Below are 18,132 nucleotides of genomic sequence, written 5' to 3' on the forward strand. Positions count from 1 at the left end.
CGGCAAAGGGTAGGTTGCCCGCCGCTTGGCCGCAACCAAAGATGAATGAGGATCAGATATCTGATGATCGCGACGACCGTGGCCGCCGCCCTGGCGATACTGACTCCACCGGCTCAGGACGTGCTGAACAGCACGCCGACGCCCTATTCCGCCAGTCAGGGCGGGATCATTAGCAGCCAGGACGCCGCCCTGGTGCAGCAGGGGCTGACGGCCGCGCGGGCGCGCGACGTCGTGGGCACGCAGTCCATCATGGCGCGCATTTCTGATCCTGCCGCGCGCAAGCTGGTCGAGTGGGCGCTGGTCGACACCTCGGACAAGCAGATGTCCTACAGCGACCTGGCGCTGGCCCAGACCGACCTGGCGAACTGGCCGCGCGGCGATTCGCGCCGGGCGGCGGGCGAGCGCGCGCTGGACATGGCGGGACAGTCGCCGGACGCCGTCCTGGCCTTCTTCAACGGCGCCGCACCGACCACGGCCCAGGGCGCCATCGCTCTGGCCGGCGCGCTGGAGCAGACGGGTCGCCGCCAGGAGGCCCAGGCCCTGATTCGCGACTGGTGGCGCACCCAGAGTTTTGAAGAGGCCCAGCAAAGCCGAATCTATTCGCGCTGGAGCGGCTGGCTGACCAGCGACGACCACGTGACGCGGTTGAACATGCTGCTGCTGGGGCCGCACGGCCCGGCGACGCGCGCCATGCTCGCTCTGGTCCCGGCCGACCGCCAGGCCGTCGCCAATACCGTGATGGCGCTGCGCACCGCCTACGCCCCTGACGTGATCGTCAGCGGCCTGTCGTCCGCCCAGGCTAATGATCCGGCCGTGGTGCTGGAGCGGGTGCGCCTGTTGCGCTCGGCCGGGCGTCAGTCCGAGGCCTTCCCGCTGTTGTCCGCCCTGCCCGCCGCGCCGTCGCACACGGACGGCCAGAACACCCTGTGGAGCGAGCGCCGCAACTACTTCCTGGACGCCCTGCAGCAAGGGAACGCCCGCGCCGCCTACGCCTCCATGAACGGCCACGGCTTCCCCTCGGGCGAACGCAAGGTCGACGCCGAGTTCTTCGCAGGCTGGGTCGCCCTGACCAAGCTGAACGACCCGGCGACGGCGGCCCAGCATTTCGAAGTCCTGCGCAACGCCTCCTCGACCCCCATCACCCAGAGCCGCGCGCTGTACTGGCTGGGCCGGGCGGCCGAGGCGCGGGGCGATCGCGAGGGCGCTCAGCGGTGGTATCAGGCGGGCGCCCAGCACTGGCAGACCTTCTACGGCCAGTTGGCGGCGGAAAAGGCGGGCGCAACGACCCTGACCCTTCCGGGCGAACCGTCGCCGTCGGCGGAAGACGTCAACCGCTTCGAGGGCAATGAGGTGGTGCGCGCCACCCGCATCCTGGGCCAGATCGGCGAGAAGACCCTGATGCGGGTCTTCGCCTATCATCTGGATGACACCCTGCCCTCACCCTACGACCTGTCGCAGCTGTTCGACCTGATGCAGGGCTACGGGGACCAGTTCGGCTCGATGATGGTCGGGCGCGCGGCCAGCCAGCGCGGCTTCGTCATGCCCGAGCGCATGTATCCGATCCGCCTGCCGCAGCAGGTTCCGGGCATGGCGCCGAACGAGTTCGCCCTGGCCATCACCCGTCAGGAATCCAGCTTCGATCCCCTGGTCCGCTCGCATGCCGATGCGCGCGGCATGATGCAGCTTCTGCCCGCGACGGCGCAGGGCGTGGCCCGCCGCATGGGCCGCTCGTTCAGCTCCGAACAGTTGTGGGATCCGGAGGTCAACATGACCCTGGGCAGCTATCACCTGGGCGAACTGATGAACAACTTCGGCGGATCGCCGCTGCTGGCCGCCGTCGGCTACAACGCCGGCCCGGCCCGACCGCCGCAATGGACCGCCCGCTGCGGCGACCCGCGCCAGGCCCAGGTCGATCCCATCGACTTCATCGAGTGCGCGCCCTTCACCGAGACGCGCAACTACATGATGCGGGTGATGGAGAACATGCAGGTCTATCGCGCCCGCCTGAACGGCGGCTCGGCGCCGCTGACGCCTTCAGCGGACCTGGCGCGGGGCACGCCGCCCAACACCGGCCCGCGTCCCTATCAACCCTGAGACGACAGACGGCGGGCCGCCAGCAGCGGCCCGTCCAGCGCCTCCAGCCAGACCGCGTCCAGATTGAACACCGTCTTCAGTACGCGCGGCGACAGGGCCTCGGTCGGCGCGCCGTCGGCCGCCGTCCGCCCTTGATCCAGCACCACGACCCGATCAGCGAAGCGCGCAGCCAGCGTCAGGTCATGCAGGCTGACCAGGACGCCATGCCCGGCGTCGGCGCGCGCCCGCAGCCGCTCCAGCACCAGTAGCTGGGCGTCAGGGTCCAGACCGGCGATCGGCTCGTCGGCCACCAGCAAGGGAGCGGAAATCGTCAGGGCGCGGGCCAGCAGAACGCGCGCCCGCTCTCCACCCGACATCTCGGCCACGCCGCGATCCGCCAGATGGCCGACGCCGACCTCGCCCAGCGCGACACGCGCACGGTCCAGCGCGGCCGCGCCCGCCAAGAAGGGCGCGCCCAGCGCCGCCAGCTCGACCGCCGGCAGGTTCCACGCAATCGAACGGTCCTGCGGCAGATAGGCCGCACGCTCGCCGCGCTGACGTTCAGTAAGACGCCGCGCCTCATCGTCGCCCAGACGAGCCGAGCCTTGCGTCAGCGGGGTCAGGCCAAGAGCCGCGCGCACCGCCGTCGACTTGCCCGCCCCATTCGGCCCGCACAAAGCCACGACCTCGCCCGGCCGCACCGACAGGGACGCGCCCTTCAGCACTTCGACGCCGCCGACGCGGGCGTGGGCGTCCTCAAGCTGTAGCAGAAGACTCACAGCCGCCACTCCCGAGCCGCGCGCCAGGCGATCAGCGCGAACAGCGGCGCGCCGACCAGGGCGGTGAAAACGCCCAGCTTCAACTCCTGATCCGTCGGCAGCATCCGCGCCGCCAGATCGGCGGCGACCAGCATCAAACCTCCCGCGAGGGCCGATGGCAGAAGCAGTCGCCCCGGATCACCGCGCACCGCCGTTCGCACCAGATGCGGCGCCGCCAGACCGACGAAGCCGATGACGCCCGCCACAGCCACTGCAGCGCCCGCCGCAACGGCGGCAGCCGCCAACGCCAGCACCCGCATTCGCCCCATCGACAGGCCGGACGCCCGCGCCGCCTCCTCGCCCAGGGTCAGCATCCGCAGGCCCGGCGACGCGCTGCGCGCGAGCAAGGCGGCGATCAGGGCGGCGGGCGCCACCCAGGCGACATCGATCCAGCTACGGTTCTCGACCGAACCCAACAGCCAGTTCATCACCTCGGCTGAAGCGATCGGCGACGGCGACAGGTTGAAGATCAGGGCCGTCAATGCGCCCGCGAAGCTGGACAGAGCCACGCCGAACAGGATCAGCGCCTCGGGCGTCCGCACCCGTGCGGCCAGGGCGATCAGCAGCCCGCCGCCGACCGTCGCGCCGAAAAGAGCCGACACCTCCACCGCTCCGGGGATCGCCGCCAGCCCCAGCACGATGGCCGTCGCAGCGGCCAGAGCCGAGGTCGCGGACACGCCCAGTACGCCCGGCTCGGCTAGCGGATTGCGCAACAGCCCCTGCATCACCGCCCCCGCAAGCCCCAGAGCCGCACCGACGAACAGGGCGCAGACCGCTCGGGGCGCGCGCACGAGCCACAGCACCTGGCCGGGGCCGGAAGCCGGGTTGGCCAAGGCCTCGGAATACTGTGCGCGGTCGAAGAGGGTTTCCCCCAGGGTAACGGCCGCCGTCAAAGCGACCAGGATCGCCAGACCCAGACCGATATTCAGCTTCGTCACGCTCCTCATTTCGCCTGCTCCGCCAGCAGGGCGGCCGCATCCGCCGCGAACCAGGCCGGACACGTCAAGGCCGCGCCTGGCAAGCTGGCGGCGGTGTGTTCAGCCGTCGCCCGTCGCATGACGGGATGCCGTCCCGCCCCGCGCCAATCCGAACGCGCCAGATCGAAGAACCCCTTCACATAGAGGGCGGGCGGCGTCAGCAGCACCCGTTCAAGCCCCAGCGGCTGATAGCCGGGTCGTTTCACTCCGTTGCGAAACCCCGCCGACCGCAGAATCGCATCCATCAACGAACCCGGCCCGCTGGTGAAACCGCTGGCCGTCACATAGACCGCCGTCCGGCCTCGTCCGGCGCTGGAGGCATGGGCCAGACGCGCCTCCATCCGGCGGATCAAGGCTTCGCCCCTGTCGCGACGGTCCAGAGCTGCGGCCACCTTGCGGATATTAGCCTTCACTCCGTCCATGTCCGTCGCATCGTCGATGCCGACCGTTCGCACCCCGCGCCGATCCAGCACCCCCAGGAGGCGGGCGTCGCCGCCCCAGTAACGTACAGCCACGTCCGGCTGGAACCCTGTCGCGGCCTCCAAAGTCGGCCGCACCTGCCGCCGTCCTTTAGCCGCCTCGCGCATCCAAGCGTCCGGATCATCGGCGCGCGGCGAAAGGGCGATGTCCGCTTCGGGCGCCAGGGCCAGAACGAATTGGTCTGCGCATTGATCCAACGCCATCACGCGCAGCGCCGCCGCCTGCACCGTTTCAGCCCCCCCCACGGACAACAGTGCTGCGAGCGCGCAAAGACGCCGTTTCACTGGGCGGTCAATCCCTTGAACAGGACGTCCAACTGGGTGCGGATCAGCACGTCCCGATCCGCCCAGTCGAAATAGGGCTTGGTGATCATTATGGAGACCAGGCCGTGAACACTGGCCCATATCACCTGCGCCAGAACGCGCGCGTCGCCTCGCAGAACGCCTTCGGCCACGGCATCCTCGACAACCGCCACCACGGCCGCGAACAGCTCCGCCCCAGCTCTTTGCGCAATGGTCTCGGCCCCATGGCGCGTTTCGACAGCAGGGGTCAAATAGGCCAGGCGATAGGCGTTGGGGTTTTCGAAGCCAAAAGCCACATAGCCTTCAGCGATCCGACGCAGACGCGCCAGGGGCGGCGCCGGATCTGCCAGAATCGCACGATTGCGTCCCGCTAGGCCTTCGAAGGTGTTGCGGCAGATTTCGTTCAGGATTTCGCCTTTATCGGCGAAGTGCATGTAAAGGGCCGTTGACGACAATCCGACCTTGTCCGCGATCTTGCGAATCGTGGCGCCGTCATAGCCGCTCTCAACGAAAATACGCTCGGCCGCCGCCAGGATTTCGGCGCGACGTTCGTGCCCCTCTCCCTTGGGTTTACGGCTCGAACGCGGCGCGGGGGCTGAAGGGACGACCGACAATCAGATGACTCCCTGAACGAAGGACATGAGTCCCTCGCCGACGTTAGCCCGCACGCCCCCTCTAGCCAAATCCGAGGTTTGAAGTATCAATGATATTAACAACCCATTAAGTGAGAACACGGGGTGACGGCTACCTATCTTCAGACGCTCGCCACCGCGCGGACGACCCTCACGCTCGGCCAGATGGCAGCGATGTGCATCTTCGGGCTGAGCAGCCTGCTGGGCGCGGTTTTCCTTCAATACTTTGCCGCTCTTTGTCTGCTCGGCGTCCAGATCAGCTTTCTGGCGCTGGCGGCATGGAGGCTGAGTCTGGTCGCCCTTCGGCCGCCTGTGCTCGCGACCGAGCCGCTGCTCCATTCATGGAATGAAGAATGGCCGCGCTACACGATCGTCGCGGCCCTCTATCAGGAAGCAGAGATACTGCCCCATTTGGTCGAGCGGCTGGCGGCCATCGATTATCCGGCAGAACGACTACAAGGCTTCCTGGCGCTGGAGACTGACGACCATGCCACCATTACAGCCGCGTCCCAGCTGCATCTGCCGGAATGGCTAACGGTTCTCGTCGTGCCAGCCGGGGCGCCGAAAACCAAACCGCGCGCCCTGAACCACGCCCTGTCGCTCGCAACCGGCGACTTTCTGACCATCTATGACGCCGAGGACGACCCGGACCCGCTGCAGTTGAAGGAGGCCGCAGCGCGCTTTCGAATCGAGAGCGAACGCCTGGCCTGCGTCCAGGCCCCGCTGCGCATCCGTAGCCGTCGCAAGGCAAGCCCGCACCCGTTGCTCGATCGGCAATTCGCGGCGGAATACGCCGCCCTGTTCGAGATTACCCTACCTGTTATGGCGCGACTGGGTTTGCCGTTCCCGCTAGGGGGCACCAGCAATCATTTCCGCGTCTCTGTATTGAAGGCTTTAGGCGGCTGGGACGCCTGGAACGTTACGGAAGACGCAGACCTGGGCTTTCGTATCTGGCGTTCAGGCTATCGACTGGGGGTCATCAGCCGCCCGACCTATGAGACGCCGCCAGGCCCGCTGCGCTTGTGGCTGCCGCAAAGAACGCGTTGGCTGAAAGGCTATCTGCAGACTCTGGCCGTTCATACGCGTTCTAGGGGCGGCATGGGCTGGCGCGGCTGGATCGCTCTGATCCTGACCATCGGGGCGGGGTTGGGGTCTGCCGCCGTGCATGCAGGCTGCATGGCGTGGGTCGCGGTCATTTCCCTGATGGCAGTGATGGACGGTCGCCTGCCGTCGCTGTCGATCATGGGCTGGACGGTCCTGATCGTCGGCCTCGCTGCCGCCTGGATCATCCAGCTGCGCGGTTCGCGGATCGCCGGGACACCCTATGGACCGATCGATATGCTGGTTTCCCTGCCCTATTGGTCGCTGCTGAGCCTGGCTTTCGTACACGCCGCCGTCCGTCTGGCGCTGGAACCGCATCACTGGGACAAGACCCCGCATCAAGTCGATGTCGAGCCGATCGCAGCCCCTGACCTCTATTCCGACGCTGGACGAGCGGCCGCCTGAGCGCCTATCAGCGCGCATGGCTCCGGTTCTCTCCTCCTCGCCCGAAACCCTCGTCACGCGCGGGTGGTCGGACTACGCCCTTCTGGACAGCGGCGACGGCCGCAAGCTGGAGCGCTACGGCCGCTATACCGTCGTGCGCCCCGAGCCTCAGTGCTTCTGGAAAGCGCATGACGAGACCGCCTTTGAAAACGCCAACGCCCTGTTCGACCCGCAGCAGGAGGAAGAGGATTCCGGCCGCTGGCGCTTTGACGCCCATGGCCCGATCGACGCCTTTCCGCTGAAATGGCGCGACGTGCGCTTCATGGGGCGCTTCACCCCATTTCGGCATCTGGCCTTCTTCCCTGAGCAGGCCGCCAACTGGGAATGGCTGGACGCACGGGTCCGCACGCTCAAACAACCGAAGATCCTGAATCTGTTCGGCTATACCGGCGTGGCCAGCCTAGCCTGTTCGGCGGCCGGCGCACACGTGACCCACGTCGACGCCTCCAAGAAGTCCGTCGCCTATGCGCGCGAGAACGCCGAGTTGTCAGGCCTGGCCGACCGCCCGATCCGCTGGATCGTCGAGGACGCCCGCAAATTCGTCGCGCGCGAAGTCCGTCGCGGCAGCAAATACGACGGCGTCATCCTCGACCCCCCGAAATACGGGCGCGGCGCCAACGGCGAGGTCTGGCGCCTGTTCGAGGACATGCCCGAACTGCTGAAGGACTGCGCCGCCCTGCTGTCCGACGACGCCTCCTTCCTGCTTCTGAACGCCTATGCGGCGCGGATTTCCGGCCTGTCGCTGGCGCACATGATGGCCGAGGCGACGCATGATCGCAGCGGGCGCATCGACTGGGGCGAGCTGGCCCTGTCCGAAGACAGCGAGCACGCCCGCGCCATCGGCCTGTCCTTCTTCGCCAGATGGAGCGCCTCATGACCGAACGCCTCATCACCTCCCTGACCAACGACACCATCAAGGCCGTCCGCGCCCTGCATATGCGCAAGGAACGCGAAGCCACCGGCCGCTTTCTGGCCGAAGGGCTGAAGTTCATCGGCGAGGCGCTGGATCAGGGCCGCGCGCCGGTCATGCTGCTGGTCGGTCAGGACGCCCGCCCGCATCCATTGCTGGACCGCGCCAAGGCCGAGACGCTGAAAAGCGGCGGCCAGATCATCGTCGTCACCCACGCCATCCTCGAAAAGATCAGCCGTCGCGACAATCCGCAGACGGTGCTGGGCGTGTTCGAACAGGTCTACACGCCGCTCGACGCCATCCAGCCCGACGCCAAGCCTTGCTGGGTGGCGCTGGAACAGGTGCGTGATCCGGGCAATCTGGGCACCATCATCCGCACGGCGGACTCGGCCGGTTGCGGCGGCGTCATCCTGATCGGCGACTGCGTCGACCCGTTTTCGGTCGAGGCCGTGCGCGCCACCATGGGCTCGGTCTTCGCCGTGACCATCAGCAAGGCGTCGCGCGAAGAGTTCCTGGCCTGGCGCGCCTCATGGCCGGGCAGCGTTATCGGCACCCGTCTGGACGCCAAGCACGGCTATCGCGACAGCCCGATTCACTATCCGGCGCTGATCCTGATGGGCAATGAACAGGCGGGCCTGACCGACGAACTGGCCGCCGCCTGCGACCTGAACGTCAAGATCCCCATGCGCGGCCGAGCCGACAGCCTGAACCTGGCCGTCGCGACAGGGGTCATGGTCTATGCCGTGACGGATGCGGCCTACGGCTCCAACCTCTAGGCCTCGCCGTCGGTCTTGATGCGGCCCATGCCGATCAGGGCCAGGACCGTCAGCACGGCCGCCGCCGTCAGATAGGCGCCGACGGCCTGAAGGCCGTAATGGCCCGCCAGCCACGTCGCGGCGTAGGGCGCCAACGACGCCCCCAGAATGCCGGCCAGGTTGAAGGTCATAGACGCGCCGGTGTAGCGCACCGTCGTCGGGAAGGGCCGCGCCAGCGCCGCGCCCAGCGGTCCGTAGGTGCAGCCCATCAGGCTGAAGCCGATGATGAAGAAGGCGATCACGCCGACCATCCCGCCGCTGCCGAACAGCGGCGCCAGGGCCAGGCCGAACAGGGCGATGGCGACGGTTGTCACAAGCAGCGTCCTGCCCTGCCCCCACCGATCCGCCGCCAGAGCCGCCAGCGGAATGAACAGGCCGAAGAAGCAGACGCCCAGCAACTGGATCGGCAGGAACTGCTCCCGCGTATAGCCCATGCTCGTCGTGCCCCAGCCCAAGGCGAAGACCGTCATCAGATAGAAGAGGACAAAGGTCGCCAGTCCAGCCAGCGTCCCGGTCAGCAGGGCGAACTTGTGGTGCGCTACAAGCGTCAGGGCTGGCGTCTGAACCCGTTCTGCGCGGTCGATCGCGCGTTTGAACTCGGGCGTTTCGGTGATCTTCAACCGCATCCACAGGCCGACAATGACCAGCAGAGCGCTGGCGATGAAGGGGACGCGCCAACCCCAGGCCATGAATTGATCCTCGCTCATCACCTGTCCCAGCAGGATGAAGCTCAGGGTCGACAGGATGAAGCCGATCGGCGCGCCCAGTTGGGGGAACATGCCGAACCAGGCCTTCTTGCCCGGAGGCGCATTCTCGGTCGCCAGCAGGACCGCCCCGCCCCACTCGCCGCCCAGACCCAGGCCCTGACCGAACCGACACAGGGCCAGCAGCAGGGGCGCGATCACCCCGACCGAATGCCAGGTCGGCAGCAGGCCGATGGCGATGGTCGACAGGCCCATGGTCATCAGGGCCGCCACCAGGGTCGCCTTGCGCCCCACCCGGTCGCCGAAATGGCCGAAGACGACCGCCCCGATCGGTCGGGCGAAGAAGGCGATGGAGAAGGTGGCGAAAGAAGCCAGCATGGCCGTCATCCGATCGCCGCCAGGGAAGAACAGGTCTGGAAAGACCAGCACCGCCGCCGTGGCGTAGATGTAGAAGTCGTAGAACTCGATCGTCGTGCCGATCAGGCTGGCGAACAGAACGCGCCGCTTGGAGGCAGACGGCGGTGAAACAGCGGCGTCGGTCACGCGAAATCCTTACGGTTGACGCACGATCTTTGCGGCGCTGCGCATCCATGCGTCAAGCGCAGGATCAGCTTCCGCGAGGCTTGACCCTATTGGTCGGCGCCGCATTGGCCGGGTCTTCCGGCCAAGGATGGCGCGGATAGCGGCCGCGCATCTCGCTGCGCACCGCCGTCCATGATCCGGCCCAAAACCCCGGCAGGTCTTTCGTCACCTGCACCGGCCTTCGTGCAGGTGAAAGCAGGCTGAGCGTTAGGGGAACGCGGCCGCCGCCCACGGTCGGATGGGTCTTCACTCCGAACAGTTCCTGCACGCGGATTTCGACGCGCGGCCCGCCCTCGGCGTCGTAGTCGATGCCCGCGCTGCCCAGCGGCGTGGTCAGGCGCGTCGGCGCCAAATCATCCAGCTTGCGTTGCAAATCCCAGGGGATCAGACCACGCAAGGCCTCGGCCAGCTTGCCGTCGCCGATGTCGGCCAGCGACCGCGCCCCGTCCAGCAGAGGCCACAGCCAATCCTCGCGCGCGTTCAGCAGACCTTCGTCCGAGACGTCGGGCCAGGCGTCATCCAGCCCGCGCAGGAAGGCCAGGCGCGCCCGCAGCGCCCCCGCCTGCTCCCCCCATTTCAGCGCGCCCAGCCCTCCGGTCTCGATCTCCGACTTCAGCGCCGCCGTCATGGTCGCCCGATCCGGCGCGCCGACGACTTTTTCATCCAGCACCAGGGCGCCGATGCGTCGAATGCGGCGGATCACCGGCTTGCCCGACGGCTCGCGCGCCAACCGATCCTCGACCTCGATCAGATGGGCCAGATCGCTTTCCAGCGTCGCCGCATCCAGCGCCGCCGCCAGGCGGATGCGGTCGCGCGTATCGCCGCCCCCCAGTTCGGCCACCGCCAGCCACGGCGCGCGCGCCAGATGATCCGTCGGCTCGATGAAGGCGCCGCGCCCCGAGGCCAGCAGCACCTCGCCCGGCTTGCCCTTGGCGCGCGCGATGCGTTCGGGGAAGGCCTCGGCCAGCAACAGCCCGGCGTACGCCTCTCCGTCGCGCCCGCCGCCCGCTGCTCGCGCCCAGCGTTCGGCCAACTTCAACGCATCGCGAGCGCGCGGCGAGCGATCCCGCTCCAACCCCTTCAGACGATCGTGCAGGTCAACGCTGCCGCCGCCCAGACCGGGCTCGCTCAGCACAGCCGCAATCTTCGCGCCTTCAAGAGCGTCGCCCTGATCCGAGGCGACCGCGACCATATGCGCCAGGCGCGGCGTCAGGGGAATGCGGGTCAGCCGCCGCCCATGCGGGGCCAAGTCGCCCTTGGCGTCCAGCGCGCCCAGCCGCGTCAGAACCTTGCGCGCCTCGGACATCGCCCCGGCGGGCGGCGGATCCAGCAGGGCCAGCCCCTCGACCGATTTCGCTCCCCAGCGCGCCAGATCAAGGGCGAAGGCGGTGAGGTCCGCCTCCTGGATCTCGGGTCGCTGATGGGCGACCAGACCGCGCGTCTGCTCCTCGTCCCACAGGCGATAGCAGACGCCGGGCTCGACCCGGCCTGCGCGCCCCCGCCGCTGCTCTGCAGAGGACTTGCTGACCTTGACCGTCGCCAGCCGTGTCAGCCCGCTGGACGGCTCGAAACGCGGCACGCGCGACAGGCCGCCGTCGATGACGACGCGCACGCCCTCGATGGTCAGACTGGTCTCGGCGACGGAGGTCGCCAGCACCACCTTGCGGCGGCCGGGCGCCGCAGGCTCGATGGCGCGATCCTGCTCGCCCTTGTCCAGGGCGCCGTACAGGGCGACGATATCGACCGTCGGATCGCGCAACCGTTCATTCAGCCGCTGAACGGTGCGGTGGATCTCGCCCTGCCCCGGCAGGAAAGCCAGGATGGAGCCGGTCTCGTCATGCAGGGCCTGAAGCACGGCCTTAGCCATGGCGTCCTCGAACCGCTCGACCGGGTTGCGGCCCAGGTAGCGGGTCTCAACCGGGAACATGCGCCCTTCGGCCTCGATGACGGGCGCATTCTCAAGCAGGCGCGACACGCCAGCGATGTCAAGCGTCGCCGACATGACCAGCAGACGCAGGTCGTCGCGCAACACCGACTGACTATCCCTCGCCAGGGCCAGGCCCAGGTCGGCGTCGAGACTGCGTTCGTGGAATTCGTCGAACAGGACGGCGCCGACGCCTTCCAGCGCCGGATCGTCCAGAATCATGCGCGTGAAGACGCCCTCTGTGACGACTTCGATTCGCGTATCCGGGCCGATCCGGCTTTGAAGGCGGGTGCGATAGCCGACGGTTCCGCCCGCCTTCTGGCCCAGGGTGGCGGCCATACGGTCGGCTGCGGCGCGCGCGGCCAGTCGTCGCGGCTCCAGCACCAGCACCTTGCCGTCGCCCAGCCAGGGCTGGTCCAGCAGGGCCAGGGGCACCACTGTCGTCTTGCCCGCGCCCGGCGGTGCGGCCAGCACGACCGCAGAGCTCTGGGTCAGGGCGGCCTTCAGTGGTTCCAGAACGGCGTGAATCGGCAGCATGACACGGGCTGTAGCGCCTTCAGCCGGGGTCACGAAAGCGTCGTCCGCACGTCATCCTTCGTAAACCGCGTTGCGCCAAGGCCCGCAGATGGCTAGCGTCCCCGCCCAAGAAGGCGACCCGGGAGGGGTCGTCGCAATAAGTTGGGGGCGCACCTGCATGTCTGCAGATGGCGTAAAGCCAGCCGGAAGCCGGCTATTTCTTAAAAAATCCATCGCCCAGATTCAGAAAGAAGCCGCCAAGAGCGAGCTGAAACGGACCCTCGGTCCGATGAATCTGATGAGCCTGGGCATCGGGGCCATCATCGGCGCCGGCATCTTCGTTCTGACGGGTCAGGTGGCCTCGGCCCACGCCGGCCCGGCCATCATGTTCTCCTTCGTCATCGCCGGCATCGCCTGCGCCCTGGCGGGCCTGTGCTACGCCGAACTGGCGTCGACCATGCCGGTGTCCGGCTCGGCCTATACCTACGCCTACGGCACCCTGGGCGAGGTTTTCGCCTGGGTCATGGGCTGGCTTCTGGTGCTGGAATACGGCGTCGCAGCCTCGACCGTGGCGGTCGGCTGGTCCGGCTATGTGGTGTCGATCCTGAATGACTTCGGCGTAAGCGCCAGTCTGTTCCCGACAATAACCTATCCAGGCGGCGAAGGGCCTCAGTGGGCCACTCCGCTGATCCAGTATGTCTCCTCGGGCGAGAACGCCGGCTTCCCGCTGACGGGCACCTTCAACCTGGTCGCGGCCGTCGGCATCGCCGCCGTGTGCGGCCTGCTGGTGCTGGGCGTGTCGGAATCGGCGAATATCAACAACGCCATCGTCGTCATCAAGATCATCGTCCTGCTGACCTTCATCGCCGTGGGTCTGCAGTATATCAACCCGGCCAACTGGGATCCCTTCATCCCGCCGCAGGGCGAGAGCTGGGACCAGTTCGGCGTCGGCGGCATCTTCCGCGGCGCCTCGATCATCTTCTTCGCCTACGTCGGCTTTGAAGCGGTTTCGACCGCCGCCGCCGAAGCCAAGAACCCGTCGAAGGACGTGCCGATCGGCATCCTGGGCGCCCTGTTCGTCTGCACCCTGATCTACATGGTCGTGGCCGCCGTCATGACCGGCGTCGTTCCCTACCTGGAGCTGGCCTCGCCGGCGCCGATCGCCGTCGCCATCGACCGCATGGGCCTGGAATGGGCCAATGTGCCGCTGGCCGGCGCACCGAGCGGTCAGCTGAATCTGATCGCCTTCCTGATCAAGATCGGCGCCATCACCGGCCTGTCCTCGGTCATGCTGGTGCTGTGCTACGGCCAGACACGCATCTTCTACACTATGGCGCGCGACGGACTGCTGCCGAAGGCGTTCGCCATGGTGCACCAGAAGTTCCGTACCCCTTGGATCGGCACCATCCTGCTGGGCATCGTCATCGCCATCGCAGCGTCCTTCCTGCCCATCTCGATCCTGGGCGACCTGGTGTCGCTGGGCACGGCGACGGCCTTCGCCATCGTCTGCCTGTCGGTCATCGTCCTGCGCATCAAGCACCCGGAGATGGAACGTCCGTTCCGCGTACCGGGCGGCATCGTCACGGCGGTGCTGGGCATCCTGGCCTGCCTGACGCTGGCGTCGTTCAACTTCATCCCGATGGTGACGCACGCCCTGAACGACAACCCGCTGCCGCTGACCATCCTGGGCGTCTACGCCCTGATCGGCGCTCTGATCTACGGTCTGTACGGCTTCGCCCACTCGAAGCTGGCCAAGGGCATCGACATCACCGAGGACACGACTCTGGAATCGGCGGTCGAGGCCATGGGCCACGGCGTGGACAACAAGAAGGACTGATTTCGATCAGTCGGCCTCAAGCAGCGCAAAGCGCGGTAGGCCCAATAGTGAGAAGGCCCCGGAGCGATCCGGGGCCTTTTTTCATGTCCAGACGGGATTGCCGAAACCGCCGCCCTCGCCTACAGCGTCGGGCGAACCTATGCGGATGTGGCGGAACTGGTAGACGCACCAGATTTAGGTTCTGGCGCCGCGAGGCGTGGAGGTTCGAGTCCTCTCATCCGCACCAAGCTCGTTTCCTGAAAACGGTCGCCTCATTTCACCGGCTGAGGCAGAAGGCGCCGCAAGGCCGCCTTGACGCGCGGCAACCGCATAAGAAAACCTGTCGTTAGCCCGGCGACCGCGAAAGCGCCACCGAAGACGCCTGCATGCCAGTTCGAGAGCGCGAACGCCGCGACAGCCGCCGCCAACGGCGTGACGATGACCAGAGCGATCAGCCCCTGAGCCATGAATTTCGAAGATTGCCGTTTTCGCATGTCGATGTCATGCGGAGGATGCGGGCTATTGTCCAGCTAGAAACAGTCTATCGATCACGGGCGTCACCCAATCCGCGCAGGACGACCGGGATCAGATCGGGCAAGTCCTCGGAGATCAACCCCGGCCCGAAATGCACCGCCGCATCGCCATGCATCCATACTGCGGCGCAGGCGGCGTCGAAACTGTCCATATGCTGGGCGACCAGTCCGCCGATAAGGCCGGTCAAAACATCGCCGCTGCCCGCGGTCGCAAGCCAGGGCGAACCATGCGCATTGACCACAGCGCGCCCGTCGTGGGCAGCAATAACGGTGGCGGAGCCTTTCAGCACCACGACGGCGCCGACGCGGCGCGCGGCCTCGACCGCCGCTTCTTCGCGCCCCAGCGCGGCCAGAAGGCCAGGAAACAGGCGTTCGAACTCTCCTTCATGCGGCGTCAGGACATCATCCCGATCCAGCAAGGCGAAAAGCTCATCGGGACGGTTCTGAAACAGCGTCAGGGCGTCGGCGTCCACAATCAGGACCGCCCCTGTTCGCGCCAGCGCCGCAAGGTTGTGGGCTGTCGCATCGGTCAGCCCCGCCGCTGGGCCGACCACCACGGCGTCCATCGGCTCGGCCAGGGCCTGAAGCTGCTCCGGCCCGGCGAAGGCGGCCAGCATCACGGCCTCCAGACTCTGCGCCATAATCTCCGCCGCGTCGGGCGGACAGAAGACCTTCACCACACCCGCGCCGATCCTCAGACCCGCCCGTGCAGCCAATCGCGCCGCGCCCGTCGACAGCACGCCGCCCGACACCACGCCCAGTCGTCCGCGCATATGTTTGTGCGTCTCATCCGTCGGCCACGGCAGGCGATCGCGCCATTGAACGGGGTCGTTATGCGACTTCATGTGGATTTCCGTTCACGGAAGGCCTCAACGGGCGAAAATCGCTTGCCATATTGTGCAATGCAATGTCCCTTTACCACCCGAGCGTCGGACCAACAAAGGAGCCGGCTCGGGATCCGCCATGAAGAAGATTGAAGCCGTCATCAAGCCGTTCAAGCTGGATGAAGTGAAGGACGCTCTCCAAGATATCGGAGTGCAGGGCATGACCGTGCTGGAGGCCAAGGGATATGGCCGCCAGAAGGGCCATTCAGAACTCTATCGCGGCGCCGAGTACGTCATCGACTTCCTGCCCAAGATCAAGATCGAGGTCGTGGTGGCGGATGACCTGGCCCCTGCCGTGGTCGAGACGATTCAGAACGCCGCCCGCACCGGCAAGATCGGTGACGGGAAGATCTTCATCACCAACCTCGACGACGTCATCCGCATCCGCACGGGCGAAACCGGCGCCCAAGCCATCTAGTCTGACGGCCGCCTCCTGAGGCGGCCGATTTCAATTCCCCAGCTACAGGACCTCCCCCCATGAGCGCCGCCCAAAAGATCCTGCAAGAAATCCAGGACAAAGACGTCCAGTACGTCGACCTCCGTTTCACCGACACGCGCGGCCGCGTCCACCACGTGACCTTCGACATCGGCATGGTGGACGAGGACTTCCTGGAAGAAGGCACCATGTTCGACGGCTCGTCGATCGCCGGCTGGAAGGCCATCAATGAGTCAGACATGCTGCTGAAGCCGGACCTGGCGAGCGCCTATGTCGATCCGTTCTACCAGCAGACGACCCTGTTCATGTTCTGCGACGTCCTGAACCCGGACACGGCCGAACCCTACAACCGCGACAGCCGCTCCATGGCCAAGAAGGCCCTGGCCTATGTTCAGTCGTCGGGCGTGGGCGACACCGTCTTCTTCGGCCCGGAAGCCGAGTTCTTCGTCTTCGACGACGTGCGCTGGAATACCGCGCCGCACGACACCCGCTACAGCTTCGACTCCAGCGAGCTGCCGGCCAACACGGGCGCCGAATACGCCGAGGGCAACCTGGGCCACCGACCGTCGACCAAGGGCGGCTACTTCCCGGTCAACCCGGTCGATTCCGGCCAGGATCTGCGCGGCGAGATGCTGGCGGTCATGCGGGATCTCGGCCTTGATCCCGAGAAGCACCACCACGAGGTCGCCCCCGCGCAGCACGAACTGGGCCTGAAGTTCAGCGACCTGCTGACCATGGCCGACCGGATGCAGCTGTATAAGTACGTGATCCACAACGTGGCCCACGCCTATGGCAAGTCGGCGACCTTCATGGCCAAGCCGATGTTCGGCGACAACGGCTCGGGCATGCACGTCCACATGTCGATCTGGAAGGACGGCAAGCCTCAGTTCGCCGGCGATCAGTACGCCGGCCTGTCGCAGGAATGCCTGTGGTACATCGGCGGCGTCATCAAGCACGCCAAGGCCATCAACGCCTTCGCCAACTCGACCACCAACTCCTACAAGCGCCTGGTGCCGGGCTATGAGGCGCCGGTGAAGCTGGCCTATTCGGCCAGCAACCGCTCGGCCTCGATCCGCATCCCGCACGTCACATCGCCCAAGGCCAAGCGCCTGGAAGCCCGCTTCCCCGATCCGATGGGCAACCCCTATCTGACGTTCGTGGCCCTGCTGATGGCGGGCCTGGACGGCATCGAGAACCGTATCGATCCGGGCGCGGCCGCCGACAAGAACCTGTACGATCTGCCGCCGGAAGAGCGTCATTCGATCCCGGAAGTCGCCGGTTCGTTGAAGGAAGCCCTTGAGGCGCTCGACGCCGACCGCGCCTTCCTCAAGAAGGGCGGCGTCATGGATGACGACTTCATCGACGCCTACATCACGCTGAAGCAGGAAGAGGTCGCCCGGCTGCAACTGCACCCGCACCCGGTCGAGTTCGACATGTATTACAGCTGCTGATCTACGGATCAGTTGGATAGGGAAAGCCCCGGACGGTTCGCCGTCCGGGGCTTTTTCATTTACGCCTGATCGTAGCGAACGGACGCCGCCGCCAAGGCCTCGATGTCGTCAGCGCATAGAAGCGGACGCAAGGCCTCGAACTTCTTCTCAGGCCAATCATAGACGTCGAGCGCCAGCAGAGCCTCGATCACGGCGTCGGAGAACCGCTTGCGGATCGGAACCGCCGGATTGCCCGCCACGATGGCGTAGGGCGCCACATCTTTGGTGACGATGGCCCCGGAAGCGACCACGGCTCCCTCGCCGATCGTGACGCCCGGCATGATCATGGCGCGCATGCCGATCCAGGCCCCGTCCTTGATCACGGTGTCGCCCTTGCCCTGATAGGCGTCCTGGATGACCTCAGCGAAGGGATAGAGGCTGAACCAGTCCGTGCGATGGGTATGGTTGCCGCCCAGCAGGATCACCGCCTCGGCGCCGATGCAGACGCAGTCGCCGATGTGCAACTGGTCGATCGGCCACTGCGGCTCCCATGCCTTCAGGCTGTAGGGATCGCCATAGAGGTAGCGGACCACGCTTTCCTCGAACGAGCCCGTCCAGGCGTTGCTGTAATAGCTGCGCCGGCCCTTGATGTGGATGTTCGGATTGGCGACCGTTTCGTGCAGCAGCTCAACCTTGGACCAATGCCGGTCCGGGGCGGTATGGGACATGAAGCGACCTCAAGATGCTTGTCAGCG

Annotated in this window: 16 protein-coding genes and 1 tRNA gene; 8 read left to right on the forward strand and 9 right to left on the reverse strand. The window is 66.7% G+C overall.

Annotated elements, in window-relative coordinates:
- Window positions 1-45: 45 nt before the first annotated feature.
- The gene (locus AC3A3G_RS00875; RefSeq protein WP_487487313.1) at window positions 46-2,094 is read left to right on the forward strand and encodes a lytic transglycosylase domain-containing protein; all 2,049 of its coding nucleotides are present in this window, start codon (window positions 46-48) and stop codon (window positions 2,092-2,094) included.
- Here AC3A3G_RS00875 and AC3A3G_RS00880 read toward each other — a convergent pair.
- From AC3A3G_RS00880 to AC3A3G_RS00895, 4 genes are read right to left on the reverse strand one after another with little or no spacing between them, the layout of a single operon-like run.
- The gene (locus AC3A3G_RS00880) at window positions 2,085-2,852 is read right to left on the reverse strand and encodes an ABC transporter ATP-binding protein (protein ID WP_487487314.1); all 768 of its coding nucleotides are present in this window, start codon (window positions 2,850-2,852) and stop codon (window positions 2,085-2,087) included. The two genes, AC3A3G_RS00875 and AC3A3G_RS00880, sit on opposite strands and share 10 nt — an antisense overlap.
- A complete protein-coding gene (locus tag AC3A3G_RS00885; RefSeq protein ID WP_487487315.1) occupies window positions 2,849-3,838 on the reverse strand; it encodes a FecCD family ABC transporter permease in 990 nt (329 codons plus the stop codon). Before AC3A3G_RS00885 ends, AC3A3G_RS00880 begins: the two co-directional genes overlap by 4 nt.
- A complete protein-coding gene (locus tag AC3A3G_RS00890) occupies window positions 3,835-4,632 on the reverse strand; it encodes an ABC transporter substrate-binding protein (protein ID WP_289647758.1) in 798 nt (265 codons plus the stop codon). Before AC3A3G_RS00890 ends, AC3A3G_RS00885 begins: the two co-directional genes overlap by 4 nt.
- Window positions 4,629-5,264: a TetR/AcrR family transcriptional regulator gene (locus AC3A3G_RS00895; RefSeq protein ID WP_125901279.1), complete on the reverse strand. Its 636-nt coding sequence runs from the start codon at window positions 5,262-5,264 to the stop codon at window positions 4,629-4,631. The genes AC3A3G_RS00890 and AC3A3G_RS00895 overlap by 4 nt, the downstream gene beginning before the upstream one ends.
- 123 nt (window positions 5,265-5,387) lie before the next feature.
- Between AC3A3G_RS00895 and AC3A3G_RS00900 the strand changes: the two genes are divergently transcribed.
- The 3 genes from AC3A3G_RS00900 to AC3A3G_RS00910 are packed head-to-tail and all read left to right on the forward strand — an operon-like array spanning window position 5,388 to window position 8,513.
- Window positions 5,388-6,788, forward strand: a complete 1,401-nt coding sequence (locus AC3A3G_RS00900; protein WP_487487316.1) for a glycosyltransferase — start codon at window positions 5,388-5,390, stop codon at window positions 6,786-6,788.
- 16 nt (window positions 6,789-6,804) lie between these two features.
- Entirely contained in the window at window positions 6,805-7,704 is a 900-nt protein-coding gene (locus AC3A3G_RS00905; RefSeq protein ID WP_368922517.1) for an RsmD family RNA methyltransferase, read from the forward strand.
- Entirely contained in the window at window positions 7,701-8,513 is an 813-nt protein-coding gene (locus tag AC3A3G_RS00910; RefSeq protein WP_200167605.1) for a TrmH family RNA methyltransferase, read from the forward strand. Before AC3A3G_RS00905 ends, AC3A3G_RS00910 begins: the two co-directional genes overlap by 4 nt.
- Here AC3A3G_RS00910 and AC3A3G_RS00915 read toward each other — a convergent pair.
- Together AC3A3G_RS00915 and hrpB are read right to left on the reverse strand one after the other, a co-directional pair.
- Entirely contained in the window at window positions 8,510-9,799 is a 1,290-nt protein-coding gene (locus tag AC3A3G_RS00915; protein ID WP_200167604.1) for an MFS transporter, read from the reverse strand. The two genes, AC3A3G_RS00910 and AC3A3G_RS00915, sit on opposite strands and share 4 nt — an antisense overlap.
- 64 nt (window positions 9,800-9,863) lie before the next feature.
- The gene (hrpB, locus tag AC3A3G_RS00920) at window positions 9,864-12,299 is read right to left on the reverse strand and encodes an ATP-dependent helicase HrpB (RefSeq protein ID WP_487487487.1); all 2,436 of its coding nucleotides are present in this window, start codon (window positions 12,297-12,299) and stop codon (window positions 9,864-9,866) included.
- Window positions 12,300-12,456: 157 nt separating this feature from the next.
- On the opposite strand from hrpB, the gene AC3A3G_RS00925 reads away from it, so the two are divergent.
- Together AC3A3G_RS00925 and AC3A3G_RS00930 are read left to right on the forward strand one after the other, a co-directional pair.
- A complete protein-coding gene (locus AC3A3G_RS00925; protein WP_487487317.1) occupies window positions 12,457-14,115 on the forward strand; it encodes an amino acid permease in 1,659 nt (552 codons plus the stop codon).
- A gap of 141 nt (window positions 14,116-14,256) precedes the next feature.
- Window positions 14,257-14,341, forward strand: a tRNA-Leu gene (locus tag AC3A3G_RS00930).
- 25 nt (window positions 14,342-14,366) lie between these two features.
- Here AC3A3G_RS00930 and AC3A3G_RS00935 read toward each other — a convergent pair.
- Window positions 14,367-14,561, reverse strand: coding sequence for a hypothetical protein (locus AC3A3G_RS00935; protein ID WP_200215892.1), 195 nt, complete (start codon window positions 14,559-14,561; stop codon window positions 14,367-14,369).
- Between the two features lie 74 nt (window positions 14,562-14,635).
- Window positions 14,636-15,472, reverse strand: a complete 837-nt coding sequence (locus AC3A3G_RS00940) for an NAD(P)H-hydrate dehydratase (RefSeq protein WP_487487318.1) — start codon at window positions 15,470-15,472, stop codon at window positions 14,636-14,638.
- Window positions 15,473-15,590: 118 nt separating this feature from the next.
- On the opposite strand from AC3A3G_RS00940, the gene AC3A3G_RS00945 reads away from it, so the two are divergent.
- Entirely contained in the window at window positions 15,591-15,929 is a 339-nt protein-coding gene (locus AC3A3G_RS00945; RefSeq protein ID WP_125901264.1) for a P-II family nitrogen regulator, read from the forward strand.
- Between the two features lie 59 nt (window positions 15,930-15,988).
- Complete coding sequence (gene glnA, locus AC3A3G_RS00950) at window positions 15,989-17,398, forward strand: type I glutamate--ammonia ligase (protein WP_200167594.1); 1,410 nt, start codon at window positions 15,989-15,991, stop codon at window positions 17,396-17,398.
- A gap of 59 nt (window positions 17,399-17,457) precedes the next feature.
- Here glnA and AC3A3G_RS00955 read toward each other — a convergent pair whose 3' ends face one another.
- On the reverse strand, window positions 17,458-18,105 hold the full coding sequence (locus AC3A3G_RS00955; RefSeq protein ID WP_200167592.1) for a CatB-related O-acetyltransferase: 648 nt from the start codon (window positions 18,103-18,105) through the stop codon (window positions 17,458-17,460).
- Window positions 18,106-18,132 lie beyond the last annotated feature (27 nt).

The sequence above is a fragment of the Brevundimonas sp. Soil_N_31 genome, from assembly GCF_057655995.1.

What these genes read in the sequence shown, in the direction of transcription:
- AC3A3G_RS00875 (WP_487487313.1), top strand. Translation starts at nt 46, where the DNA reads ATGAGGATCAGATATCTGATGATCGCGACGACCGTGGCCGCCGCCCTG.
- AC3A3G_RS00885 (WP_487487315.1), bottom strand. Translation starts at nt 3,838, where the DNA reads ATGAGGAGCGTGACGAAGCTGAATATCGGTCTGGGTCTGGCGATCCTG.
- AC3A3G_RS00905 (WP_368922517.1), top strand. Translation starts at nt 6,805, where the DNA reads ATGGCTCCGGTTCTCTCCTCCTCGCCCGAAACCCTCGTCACGCGCGGG.
- AC3A3G_RS00910 (WP_200167605.1), top strand. Translation starts at nt 7,701, where the DNA reads ATGACCGAACGCCTCATCACCTCCCTGACCAACGACACCATCAAGGCC.
- hrpB (WP_487487487.1), bottom strand. Translation starts at nt 12,299, where the DNA reads ATGCTGCCGATTCACGCCGTTCTGGAACCACTGAAGGCCGCCCTGACC.
- AC3A3G_RS00925 (WP_487487317.1), top strand. Translation starts at nt 12,457, where the DNA reads ATGTCTGCAGATGGCGTAAAGCCAGCCGGAAGCCGGCTATTTCTTAAA.
- AC3A3G_RS00935 (WP_200215892.1), bottom strand. Translation starts at nt 14,561, where the DNA reads ATGGCTCAGGGGCTGATCGCTCTGGTCATCGTCACGCCGTTGGCGGCG.
- AC3A3G_RS00940 (WP_487487318.1), bottom strand. Translation starts at nt 15,472, where the DNA reads ATGAAGTCGCATAACGACCCCGTTCAATGGCGCGATCGCCTGCCGTGG.
- AC3A3G_RS00945 (WP_125901264.1), top strand. Translation starts at nt 15,591, where the DNA reads ATGAAGAAGATTGAAGCCGTCATCAAGCCGTTCAAGCTGGATGAAGTG.
- glnA (WP_200167594.1), top strand. Translation starts at nt 15,989, where the DNA reads ATGAGCGCCGCCCAAAAGATCCTGCAAGAAATCCAGGACAAAGACGTC.
- AC3A3G_RS00955 (WP_200167592.1), bottom strand. Translation starts at nt 18,105, where the DNA reads ATGTCCCATACCGCCCCGGACCGGCATTGGTCCAAGGTTGAGCTGCTG.